Here is a 12,350-nt window from a genome sequence, read left to right on the forward strand (position 1 = left end):
CGGCTAAGTCCAGCCCCACTGGTTCGATCTGTGTACGACGACCATCAACACGCTCCACACAGAGAGATCATCATGTTCGTACGCCCGTGCAAACGTCGCTTCTTACTCTTCGTCTTCGGTGCCGGCATCATCGCCTCATCCGCCTCCGCACAATCGACCCTCGGCTCCATCAACGGCGTCGTCCACGACACCACCGATGCGGACGTACCCGGCACGAAAATCATCCTCCACCGCACGGAGAGCAACACCGATCGAACCATCACCTCCGGCTCCGACGGCAGCTACACCGCCCTCAATCTCGAACCCGGAACCTACTCCATCCAATACCTCCTCCCCGGCTTTGCCAGTAAAACCGAGGTCGGCGTCCATCTCACAGCGCGTCAGCAACTCACGCTCAACGTCACCCTCTCGCCAGCCTCCGTAAGCGCAACCGTCCAGGTAGATGCCTCAAGCTCCGGCACCATCACTACCGAAAACGCCTCAATCGCCGCCACGCTCAGCCCCCGCGATGTCCTCGACCTCCCCGCCAACTATCGCGGCGCTGGCTCCACCTCGCCACTGAACGTCATCCAGACCCTCCCCGGCATCCAGCCCGACTCGGGCGCCTACCCTCCACCGCCCTCAACCTCGCCCAACCCCTCCATCAAGTTCTCCATCCAGGGCGGCCTTCCCTCCCAGTCCGAGACCACCGTCGACGGCATATCCGCCCAAAATCAAACCTCCAATAACATCCTCGGCGACGCCTTCCCCTCTGCCGAATCCATCGCCGAGATTCGCGTAGACGGCGTCAATAACAACGCCGAGTTCGGCCAGCCCGGCGAGATCACCACCATCACGAAATCCGGTTCGAACCATCTCCACGGCTCAGCCTTCTGGTACTTCCAGAATCAGGCCTTCGACGCCATCCCCTACGGAACCGACGCCGCCAACAAGCCCCACAAAGTGGCCAACGACTTCGGCGGTTCGATCGGCGGCCCCGTCTACATCCCCCACCTCTACCATGGCCAGAACAAGACCTTCTTCTTCGCCACCTACGAAGGTCTGCGCTTTCCCGAGGCCGCCGTCGTCCAGTACCTCGTCCCCACAGCACGCATGAAGCGCGGCGACTTCTCGCAGGAGACCTCCACCCTCCGCAACCCGTTCACCGGCGGCATCTATCCCGGAGCCACCCTTCCCACCATCAATCCAAGCTCCGCTGCCTTCCTGTCCCTCTTCCCCGATCCCAACGTCAACCCGAATGAGTCAGTGCAGGATTCGCTCGCCGGACTCGGCTACAACTACCTCAGCACCCGCCCCAACAGCATCGACTCAAATCAGTACGACCTACGCGTCGATCAGAACCTCGGCCAGCGCGCCAACTTCTTCGCCCGCTACACCAACAAAAGCATCAACCAGATCCAGCCCGGTGCTCTCGCCCTGCCCAACGGCACCGGCTTCGCGCAGTACCGCATCTTCGCGGCCTCCTTCAACTTCGCGTTCACTCCCAAGCTCGCGAACGAAGTCCGCTTCGGCTTCACCCTGGAGCAGGATGGCAGCCAGAATCCCTTCGACGGCGCTACGCTCCAGCAAGCCGCGAAGCTCAACGGCCTCAGCCCCACCTTCCCCTTCAACGGCCTGAGCCACCTCGGCTTCACGCAGCTGACCAGCGTCGGCAGTCGCCTCAACTCCACCGAACGCTCGCGCCTCTTTCAGTATGTAGACAACGTCACCTGGCAGCACGCCGGTCACACCATCCGTGTTGGAGGCGATGTGCGCCGCCTCAACGCCTTCACACCGCTAGGCTTCTCGCCGTCCGATAACTACGGCAACTTCTACTTTCAGCAGACCGGCAGCTATACCGGCAACGAGTTCGCCGACTTCCTCGTCGGCACCCCGTACCAGACCCAGACCGACAACATCACCACCGACAACAACGGAACCGCCACCGCCTATGCCGTCTACGCGCAGGACAACTGGAAGGCAACGCCGAACCTCAACCTCACCTTCGGCATCCGTTACGAGCTCCACCCCGCCTTTGCCGCCTCCAACGGAGAGATCGCCAACTTCGATCCCTCTGTCGCCAAATCCGGGCGTCTCATCTATCCCGACGGCAACGCGAGCCTTCTCTCCACGCAGGAACTCGCCAACGTAAACGCCTGTTCCGTCGCTGGAGTCACCAACCCCTACGCGACCAACGCCTCCGTCAATGGAGCACCCTGCACGCCGGTCGTCTCGAACTCGCAGGCTGGCCTGCCTGCTGGTCTCCGCTCAACGCCGAAGCTGCGATTCGAACCCCGCTTCGGCTTCGCCTACCGGCCCTTCGGTAACGATCGAACCGCATTGCGCGGCGGCGTCGGCTACTACAACATCACCACCTCGGGAGCACTCTTCTACGCCCTCACCGGCACCCTCCAGTCGAACCTCCAGACCTTCAACAACACCATCACTCCAACCGGCCCCGCCTTCGTCTTCCCGAACATCTCCGCCGCCTCCACCAACGCCTACACCGGTCCCGACTACGGCAGCACCACCTTTTACTCCGCCGTCGACACCAACTGGCACGACCCCTACTCCCTCCAGACCAACCTCTCCATCGACCACGACCTCGGCCACGGCTTCGGCATTCGCGTCTCCTACGTCGGCCTCAAGACCTGGCACCTCGTCTGGCAGCCCGAGCTCAACATGCTCCCCTACTCCAGCACCACCACCGCAGCCAGCCAGCCCCGAACCGCCTTCCCCTTCCCGAACTTCTACTCCATCTACAACCGCGCCACCTCCGCACAGGCCAGCTACCACTCAGGCCAGGTAGAACTCTCCCACCGCTTCTCAAAAGGTCTCTCCTTCGATAGCGCCTACACCTTCGCCAAAAACCTCGCTGACAATCAGGGCACCTACGGCGCAGCCAGCGGCACTCAAAGCTTCGTCGACGAGCAGGGCGGCTACGACGCCACCTACACCTACGACCGCCACGTCGACTACGGCAACGTCACCGGAACCCGCCGCAACCGCTGGCTCACCAGCTCCGTCTACGAACTCCCCATCGGTCGCGGCAAGCGCTTCGGCAATAGCATGGGCCACCTCGCCGACCTCGCCGTCGGTGGCTGGCAGGTCTCCAACATCTTCGTCATGCAGAGTGGTCCCTTCATCTCCGCCTACATCTCAGGCAGCAACACCGACCCATCCGGCACCGGCTCCGGCACTCTCTTCTTCCGTCAGCAGCGTCCCGACCGCGTCGCCAGCGGCAAGGCCAGCCACCCCACACGCACCCAGTGGTTCAATCCGAACGCCTTCGCCTGCCCCGGCTCCACCGGCTTCACTTCACTCCAGAACGGAGCCTGCGACGTAGGCGGCGTCGACGCCAACAGCAATCCCGTCGCCCCCATCGGTCGCTTCGGCACTGAGAGCATCGGCGATCTCACCGGCCCCGGCACCATCAGCCTCTCCAGCGGCGTCGCCAAATCCTTCCATGTCACCGAGACCCTCCACCTCCGCGCCGAGGGCACCTTCACCAACATCCTCAACCACACCAACCTCGCCGACCCCAACCTCGACGTCACCAGTCCCGGCTTCGGCACCATCACCCAGGCACGTGGCTCCGACTTCGGTGGCAACCGAACCGGACAGGTGTCAGTAAAGTTGGAGTTCTAGGCAGCTAATCGAGGTCAAAATCCCGCAGCGGCTTACCCGTATCTGGAGTCTCTTTAGCCTTCTTCACGGCCTCAGCGAACTTCTTCGCCATCACATCATCGCGATTCCGCTGCGCATCCACCGATTGCTGAAACAGGCTGTCCCGCCGCTGATCGCTCTCGCGCAGAGCCTTCGCCGCCTCACCAAAGTCTTCAAACATCTTCTTCCGTGGAGCAGGCGTGTGCGCAATGATCGTCCGCGTCACCGGGTCCACCTTCAGCATGGCTCCACAGTCCGGACAACTTACCTCAAACACCTCATCACTCATGCCCATCGCACACCCCTCAGGCACCCATTCTAGCCGCTAAGCTAGAGCCGAATCACCACATGCCCCGGGCAAAGATTCTCAGCCTCAACCACCAACCGCTCAATCAGCCCATCGCCCGCAGCTGCCAGGAAAAACACCCCACCCAGCACCCGTTCCTGCGGATGACCCTCTGGAAACAGATGCAGCGTCAGCGCCTCCGCATGCTTCCGCAGACTCGCCTCCTTCTGCAGCTCAAACGTAGCCGCCATCCGTCGCAGCCGATTCATCTGGTACCGCATCTTGCTGCCCGCCACCTTGGCCGACCGCCCAAGACTCGCATCCATAGCCCCCAGGTACTCCGTCAGCGCCTCAAGCTCCGCGTCCATCGCCCCGCCCACCGCCGCCAGCTTCCGCTTGCCCTCGATCGGCATCGCCCGCGCACCAAGCCGCTGCGCCAAAGCCTCCGCCGTAGCCATCGCATCCGGCAACTGCACCTCGTGCCGATCCATTACGGTCGCAATTGCCGGCTCAATCAACGTCGCGCTCAGCCGCGGCAGCACCGGTGTCATCCGCCCCAGTATCGCCTCATACAACACCGCACTCTGCGCAAAGTAAGCAATCTCAGCCGGCCCACCAACATAAGCCGCCGTCGGCAAAATCGTATCCTGAAACACCGGTCGTAGCAGCGCATTCGGGCTGATGCGCTCTGGCTCCGCCTCAAGAATCCCCAGCAGCTCCGCCGTCGAGTAAACCTGCTTCCCTGCCTTCCACCCACCATCCGAAAGCCGTTTCAGCGCCTGTCGATCCAGCACCCCATCCACCGCAGTCACCAGAAATAGCAGCGAAGCCCCACTCCCCACCAGCACCTGCGCGTGATACCCCGCACCCTCAAGCTCAGCCGTCCGCGCCATCAGCCCCGCGGCCAACTCATCCGCATGCTCAATCGCATACCGCAGCGTGGACGCCCCAAGCCGGTGGAACTCCCGCCCGGCCGCATCCATCACAATCAATCCCTCAGCCGCGAACACCCTCGCCATCAGCCGAGCAAACGCTCCCCCAAAGCTCTGCCCCGGGGTATAACACTCCCGCAGCAGGTCGCACACCGGCGCATATCCGAGCAACTCGCTCGCCTGCTCCAGCAAACCCTCGATAGATTCATCCAACACAATCCCGCCCACAGGAGCAGCATGCACACCCACAGCATGGCTCACCCGCAGCGTCTCCACCGCCGTCTTGCTCAGCAGCGCCACATGATCGATCTCCGCCAGATCATGGTCCTCCGTCGCCAGCCAGAAGATCGGCACATGCTCCACACCCGTAGCCGCCGTAGCCTGCTTCGCCCGCGCAATCGCCGTAGCCGCCTTCAGCAGCGTCAGCAGCGGCCCCCCGAACAGCCCCACCTGCTGCCCGGTCACCACCGCCCGAGCCCCCGCCCGAAGCTTCGCAATATTCGCCATCGCCGCCGGACCCGCCCCAAACGCTACACTTTGCGCCGCAAGAGCATCCGCAACACCCGCACTTGCCGGAGTCACCGCACGCCCAATCCATCGCCCGGCAAACGGCTCAGCCCCATACCATCGCCGCGCTGGAGCGTCAGCCGCGCCATCGCCCATCGCCAGGTAATCCTGGTACAACCGGGAGACATGCGGCAGGACGGTAATCGGGTAACACTCAGTACTCATAGACCACTCATTCCCTAATCCGGATAGCGCCTGCACAGCTCCACCGACATCATCATCTTTTGCTGCTTTATGGAGTGCCTCTGGTTGGATGCCCCGCACCACCCTCCCGATGCAGGATGATACCGTAGCCCCATGGCCGCCACATCACGAAAATCCGCTCCCAAGCCCGCAGCGAATCCAACCTCTGCCATTGTCACACCACAGCACTTCGGCAAACCGAAATCCTCGCTCAAAGCGAAGCTCGTCAGCTCCAAGCTCGCCTACAAAGGCAAGGTCTTCAACGTCTACACCGACACCGTCATCGAGCCCGGCGGCAACAAGAACGTCCGCGACGTCATCCGCCACAATGGCTCCGTCGTCATCCTCGCCGTCGATGACTCCAAAAATCCGAAGGACCCCGACGTCATCCTCGAGCGCCAGTACCGCCACGCCGCCGGCCAGTTCCTCATAGAACTCCCCGCCGGTCGCATCGAGCCAGGCGAGAAACCCCTCGCCGCCGCCAAACGCGAAATGATCGAAGAAACCGGCTTCCGCGCCAAACGCTGGACGCTCCTTACCAAGTACTTCGCCAGCCCCGGATTCCTCGGCGAATGGATGCAGATCTACCTCGCTCGCGACATCCGCGAAGGCACAGCCACGCCCGAGCCCGACGAACACATCGAGATCCACCGCATCCCCCTCTCCGAAGCCATGCGACTCGTCGCCTCAAACCAGATCCACGACGGAAAAACCATCATCGGTTTGTCTCTTTACGATGCCGCTGTACGAGCAGGCCGCACTTTGTAAGATAAGCGACAAACACCCTGTAAATACAGGAGTTCTGTCACTTAGACGACACTGCTTTGCCCCATTTGTGCCTCATTCTGTTTATGTCGGGAAGGGGGAAAACCATGATCGCCAGATCAGCGTCTCACTCTCGTCAAGAGGCTTGTCACAGCTCATTGAAAGAAGGCAAGGAGAGACAACCGTGGCACAGTACAAAGGGCAAGTGAAGTGGTTCAACAATGCGAAAGGTTACGGATTCCTCGGCAGGGACGAAGGGGCCGATGTATTCGTGCATTACAGTTCCATTCAGCTTGAAGGATATAAAAGCCTCAAAGAAGGCGACCCCGTAGAATTTGACATTATTGAAGGTTCGAAAGGCCCACAGGCAGACCAGGTAATTCGCATCAAATAGTGTCCCTGCTCGCTCTGGACGAGCCTCCTGTCGCATACTAGGGCGAGCACGGATTCCATCCGTCTACTGCGCCTATGGACAACATTACGATTGCGCGGCTTCTCGACGAGACCGCCGCGCTGCTTGAAATAGATTCTGCTGATCCTTTCCGGGTCCGCTCCTATCGGCGTGCCGCAGAAGCTGTCGAGCAACAAACCACGCAACTCTCTACCCTCATCACCGACCCCAAACTGCTCCTGGCCATCCCCGGCATCGGCAAAGCCATGGCCGCCAGCATCGCCGACCTCGTCAACACCGGCACCATGCCCCTCCGCGACGATCTTCTCCTGCGATACCGTCCCACCATGCTCGAACTTCTGCGCCTCCCCGGCATGGGTCCAAAGACAGTAGCTCTCGTCTGGTCGGCGCTCGGCGTGTCCGACATCGACGGCCTCGAGGCCTCCGCCAAGGCAGGCGACCTCAACACACTCCCCCGCATGGGCGAAAAGTTCGTCGTCAAGCTCCTCAAAGGCATCGAGGATCATCGGAAGAACTCCAGCCGCTTCCGCATCGATCAGGCCCGCGACTACGCCGACCGCATCGCCGCCCTCATCCTCGCCTTCCCCGGTATCGATCAGGTCACACCCGCCGGCTCCCTCCGCCGTGGCCGCGAGACCGTAGGCGACCTCGACCTCCTCGCCACTGGCCCCGCCTGCGAACCCGACATCGTTGCCGCCGCCGTTGAGTACGTCGCCACCCTCCCGCTCATCGACAAGCTCATGGCCCGCGGCCAGAACAAAGTCACCTTCACCCTCCGCAACAACCTCCAGGTCGACGTTCGCCTCCTCCCCCGCGCCAGCTACGGTGCCGCCCTCCAATACTTCACCGGCTCCAAGCACCACAACGTAGCCCTCCGCCAGCGCGCGATCAAGCGCGGCCTCACCCTCAGCGAGTACGCGCTCCTCCGGCTGGAAGACAACGTCATCGTCGCCGCAGCCACCGAAGAGGACATCTACAACGCCCTCGACATGGATTGGATTCCGCCCGAACTCCGCGAGAACTGCGGCGAACTCGACGCAGCCGCAGCCCACACCCTTCCCACCCTCATCACCCGCGCCGACATTCGCGGCGACCTCCACATGCACACCGAGGCCACCGACGGTCGCGACACCATCCGCCAGATGGCCGAAGCCGCCCTCGAACGCGGCCTCCACTACATCGCCATCACCGACCACTCCAAGAATCTCGCCATGACCAACGGTCTCGACGATGCCCGCGCCCTCGCGCACATCCAACGTATCCGCGAGGTCGACAGCGAGATGGAAGGCCGCATCCGCGTGCTCCCCGGCATCGAGGTCGACATCCTCGCCGATGGCACCCTCGACCTCGACGACAGCACCCTCGCCCAGATGGACGTAGTCGTCGCCAGCGTCCACTCCCACTTCGCCCAGCCCATCGAAGAGATGACCGCCCGCGTCCTCCGCGCCCTCGAAAACCCGTACCTCCGCATCCTCGGCCACCCCACCGGCCGCAAGCTCCTTCGCCGCGAACCCTACGCCATCAACATCGACGCCATCCTCAAACGCGCCGCCGAACTAGGCGTAGCCGTAGAGCACAACGCCAGCCCAGCCCGAGCCGACCTAAACGACCTCCACCTCCGCCTCGCCAAGCAGCACGGCTGCAAAATAGTAGTCGACACCGACGCCCACGCCACCGAAGAACTCGACCAGATGGCCTACGGCATCACCCAGCTCCGCCGAGCCTGGCTCTCCCCCGCCGACGTCATCAACACCTACCCCTTCGAGGCTTTCATGGCCGCACTCCGCCCCAAACCCTAAGCGCTCCCTGGCCTTCATCACTGCAATGGATGGCCTTTGCCGTCGATTTTCGGGTTGTCATTCCCGAAGGGAACCTGCGTTTGCTGGAATGGATGCCACTGCCCTGCTCTGCGCTCAACCCAAACTCACGTCACCCCGCATTGTCCTTCCTTCCGTCAGCCTCAATGACGCCAGGGTGCCCCATCTCCCGAACTTGGGAGGTGGGAGTGTACAACCCTTCCCGGCAAAAGTCCCCTACTTGACAAATCCAGATCCCACACGCCCTACCCAGGTAAAACGCCAGAATAGGGTCCAGACTTAACCCGCCTGTTATGTAGACTTTGGACTTTTGAAAAAATAAGATCCGCCCTGTTTCCTATCGGTCCTGAAGTGGAACCCGCATCTGCCGTGATATCCCAAAATAAGACCTGCTTGGTTGACAAATCTAACCCTCACAAACCCTCATATTCCCTTCAGACTCCTCGACCCATCAGACTCGTCCAGACCTAAACCTTCTGTTATCAAGACTTTGGACTTTAGGAAAAAACACAATTCAGACCAGAAAGTCCCTTTCAAGCCACAACAGAAGTACAGCGCCACGATGACCCGGCACACTTCCCATAAAGCCCACTAAATAAACGCGGTATCCTTGAAATGTGGCCACCTCAGTAACCTCCGATCAGCTCATGGCGCCGACCAAAGCCGCGCCAACCCTGCTCGCCGACTACGCCACCCTCTTCAAACTCCGCGTCACCCTCATGATCATCATCACCGCCGGAGCCGGCTTCTACCTCGGCAGCCTTCGCAGCGGCATCAGCCCCTTCCACGCCGGTCTCATTCAAGCCCTCGTCGGCATCGCCGTCGTCACCTGCGGCTCCAGCGCCCTCAATCAGGCGCTCGAACGAAAGACCGATGCCCTGATGCGCCGCACCGGCAATCGCCCCATGGCCGCCGGAAGAATCGGCTTCGCCCACGGTCTGGCGCTCGGCTTCGCCGCCGTCTTCCTCGGCTCGCTCTATCTCGCCTGGGTCACCAACCCACTCACCGGCATTCTGACGCTACTCACCGCCATCAGTTACGTAGCGATCTATACGCCGCTCAAGCGAGTCACCACCGTCAACACCTTCATCGGCGCCTTCCCCGGAGCCCTGCCGCCGCTCATCGGCTGGACCGCCGCCCGCGGTGTCATCGAGTGGCCCGCCGTCGCCCTCTTCGCTGTCCTCTTTGTCTGGCAGTTCCCCCACTTCATGGCCATCGGCTGGATGTATCGCGACGACTACGCCCGCGCCGGCATCCGTCTCACCCCCACACTGCCAAACACCGCCTACGCCGCCCGCTCCACCGTCGTCCAATCACTCTTCTACGCCGTCCTGATGATCCCCGTAAGCCTCTGGGCCGTCAGCCTCGGAACCGCCGGGTACACCTACGGAGTCGCTGCCACACTCCTTGGCCTCGGCTATCTCTGGTACACCATCCGCTTCGCCCGCATCATTCGTCAGCCCGACGCAGCCATCTCGCGCCAGTACGCCCGCGACCTGCTCCGTGCATCCGTCATCTACCTTCCACTGCTTCTAGCCGCCATGATGCTCGACGCAAAAGGACGACTCCTCTTCTAAATGGACAGCACCCTCACCAAGCCAAGCACGCTGCGCACCCCGCCCTCGGTCATCGCGACCATCATCGTCGTCAGCGCCCTGGCCAGCGCGCTCATCTGCTATCTCGTCTACTTCCACGCACCCTCCGACGTCACCGGAACGCACCTCCGTTCCCTCCCGCTGCTGAACGCCGTCCTCAACGCGCTCTCGACCATAGCGCTCCTCGTCGGCTTCACCTTCATCCGCAGCCGCCAGATCACGAAGCATCGTGCCGCCATGTTCACGGCCTTCTTCTTCTCCTCAATCTTCCTCGTTTCGTATCTGCTCAACTTCACTCTCCACGGCGAGACGCACTTCAATCGCCTCAGCGCCTGGTGGCCGTTCTACTGGAAGCTGCTCGCCACGCACATCCTCTGCTCCGTGCTCGCGCTTCCGCTCATCCTCATCACCTTCTTTCTTTCGCTCACCGGACGCTTTCCCGCCCACAAGCGGCTCGCCCGCTACACCTTTCCCATCTGGCTCTACGTCTCCGTCACCGGAGTCATCGTCTACGCCATGCAGGCCACGATCCACTAGACGAACCAAGCGAGCGCCCGAATCTCCATGCAGTCAGACACACGCCAACTTCTCCGCACCGGCATCTACATCTTCGGCACCGGGGCCATCTCCGCCGCACTCATGCTCTATGCCTTCGGCGGAGTAAGCAAGCAAGGCCCACACACCAACTCCGGCTGGCTCGCCCTGGTCATCGCCCTCGGTTGCCTTCCCACCGGCACCCTGACCTTGACCCTCGGCCTGCTCAAGCTCCTCGGCGACCTGCGTCGCCGCTAGGCGTCTGATATCCTCCCTCAGATTGGAGCGAGTATCGTGGCCGCGTTTTTAAGATCTGTCGTAGCAGCCACATTGCTCCTCTCTTGCCTCGCCTTCGGTCAGACTCCGACCCCGCAACTCTCGCCGCAAGCCGCCTACGACGAAGTCACGAAGCCGCTTGAGATCACCCGCCGCTCCATCGGCAACTGGTCCGACGCCGAGACCGGCGCGCTCGGAATCGCCGTCAAGCAGGCGAGCGAGCAGTGCTCCACGCGCTCACCAGACCACTTTGCCGGAGACGACCTCATCGCCTTTGCCCGCCTCTGCGCCCTCGGCCAGCAATGGCCCATCGTCAGCAGCGCTGCCGGACGCTACATCACCAATACCGACCCGACAAAGCCCCAACTCGCACAGGCTTACGCGTACCAAATCGATGCCAACCTGCATGCCAACGATCCCAAAGCCGCCCTCGCCAGCAGCCAGGCCATGTTGAAAGCAGTTCCGTACGAAGCCCTTGCAGACGAAGCCACCGACGAGGCGCTTCACTACCTGCAACTAGCCTTTACCCCAGACGCCCTAACGCTCTACGCAGACCGCGAGCCGCTGATCCTCGCTCTCCTCGCCGAGAGAAAGGCCAGCCCGAACGCAGTTCCCATCCACAAGCTCTACACCAACGGTCTCGCCTTTGCCGCGCTCCAGCAGCTAGCCGGATCAGCCGTCGATGCCGCAGTCACCGTCAAAGATGTGGACACCGCACTCGCCACCGTCACGCCTCTACCCAACGACGAGTCGATACTGATCGCCGATGCCCGCCGCCAGTACGCTCTCCTCGGCAAACCGCTCCCACGAATACGACTCTCCGTCTCGCTCTACTCCCCAACCGAGACTCCGCGCATCAATCGGGACTACGGCGCATCAACCGTCCTCTTCCTCTTCCCCGACTGGTGCGCGCAATGCATCCGCATGGGCCAAGCCTTCCTCCCAGCCCTCTTCCGCATCAGCGAGAAGGACGTGCACCTCTACGGCCTACTGGCCCAGCCAACACCACCTGTCGCCGCACCACCGAAGACCACGCCCAAGCTGGCACTCGAACCCACAGCCCCGATAGCGCCAAAGACACCCGCCGAGATCCTCCGCGGCACCCCAACTCTTATCGTTCCGCCCGAAACCCTCGCCGAGTTCGCCGCCACCGACTTCCCTCTCCTCATCGCGACCGACCCCAAAGGGATCATCCGTTTCATCCAGCCAGCCTCTGAGAACGCCCTCAATCCAGGCGACTTCCTCGACCAGGTCATCGACCACATCGCCCTCAAGTGGCCCCGCGAACCCTCCGCAAAGGCCGCCATCAAGGCTACTTCTACACAGCCCTGAGCCCTT

The 12,350-nt window shown here is 62.1% G+C and carries 10 protein-coding genes; 8 read left to right on the forward strand and 2 right to left on the reverse strand.

Annotated features, from left to right (window positions below):
• The first annotated feature begins 72 nt into the window (after positions 1–72).
• Positions 73–3,627, forward strand: coding sequence for a TonB-dependent receptor (locus OHL20_RS02225; RefSeq protein ID WP_263381588.1), 3,555 nt, complete (start codon positions 73–75; stop codon positions 3,625–3,627).
• A 4-nt stretch (positions 3,628–3,631) separates the two neighbouring features.
• On the opposite strand, the gene OHL20_RS02230 is transcribed toward OHL20_RS02225, so the two are convergent.
• The gene (locus OHL20_RS02230; protein ID WP_263381589.1) at positions 3,632–3,940 is read right to left on the reverse strand and encodes a hypothetical protein; all 309 of its coding nucleotides are present in this window, start codon (positions 3,938–3,940) and stop codon (positions 3,632–3,634) included.
• A 35-nt stretch (positions 3,941–3,975) separates the two neighbouring features.
• Positions 3,976–5,595: a bacillithiol biosynthesis cysteine-adding enzyme BshC gene (gene bshC, locus OHL20_RS02235; RefSeq protein WP_263381590.1), complete on the reverse strand. Its 1,620-nt coding sequence runs from the start codon at positions 5,593–5,595 to the stop codon at positions 3,976–3,978.
• 132 nt (positions 5,596–5,727) lie between these two features.
• Between bshC and OHL20_RS02240 the strand changes: the two genes are divergently transcribed.
• The 7 genes from OHL20_RS02240 (at position 5,728) to OHL20_RS02270 (ending at position 12,344) form a co-directional block, all read left to right on the forward strand.
• Positions 5,728–6,381, forward strand: coding sequence for an NUDIX hydrolase (locus OHL20_RS02240; RefSeq protein ID WP_263381591.1), 654 nt, complete (start codon positions 5,728–5,730; stop codon positions 6,379–6,381).
• A 181-nt stretch (positions 6,382–6,562) separates the two neighbouring features.
• Positions 6,563–6,772: a cold shock domain-containing protein gene (locus OHL20_RS02245; protein WP_263381592.1), complete on the forward strand. Its 210-nt coding sequence runs from the start codon at positions 6,563–6,565 to the stop codon at positions 6,770–6,772.
• A gap of 74 nt (positions 6,773–6,846) precedes the next feature.
• Positions 6,847–8,589 carry a DNA polymerase/3'-5' exonuclease PolX gene (polX, locus tag OHL20_RS02250; RefSeq protein WP_263381593.1) on the forward strand — a complete coding sequence of 581 codons (1,743 nt, stop codon included), beginning with the start codon at positions 6,847–6,849 and terminating at the stop codon, positions 8,587–8,589.
• 665 nt (positions 8,590–9,254) lie between these two features.
• Entirely contained in the window at positions 9,255–10,184 is a 930-nt protein-coding gene (gene cyoE, locus OHL20_RS02255; RefSeq protein WP_263381594.1) for a heme o synthase, read from the forward strand.
• On the forward strand, positions 10,185–10,739 hold the full coding sequence (locus OHL20_RS02260; protein ID WP_263381595.1) for a DUF420 domain-containing protein: 555 nt from the start codon (positions 10,185–10,187) through the stop codon (positions 10,737–10,739).
• Positions 10,740–10,766: 27 nt separating this feature from the next.
• Complete coding sequence (locus OHL20_RS02265) at positions 10,767–10,994, forward strand: hypothetical protein (protein ID WP_263381596.1); 228 nt, start codon at positions 10,767–10,769, stop codon at positions 10,992–10,994.
• A 36-nt stretch (positions 10,995–11,030) separates the two neighbouring features.
• Entirely contained in the window at positions 11,031–12,344 is a 1,314-nt protein-coding gene (locus tag OHL20_RS02270) for a hypothetical protein (protein WP_263381597.1), read from the forward strand.
• The last annotated feature ends 6 nt before the right edge of the window (positions 12,345–12,350 follow it).

This window comes from Granulicella arctica (genome assembly GCF_025685605.1).
GTDB classification, from domain to species: Bacteria; Acidobacteriota; Terriglobia; order Terriglobales; family Acidobacteriaceae; genus Edaphobacter; species Edaphobacter arcticus.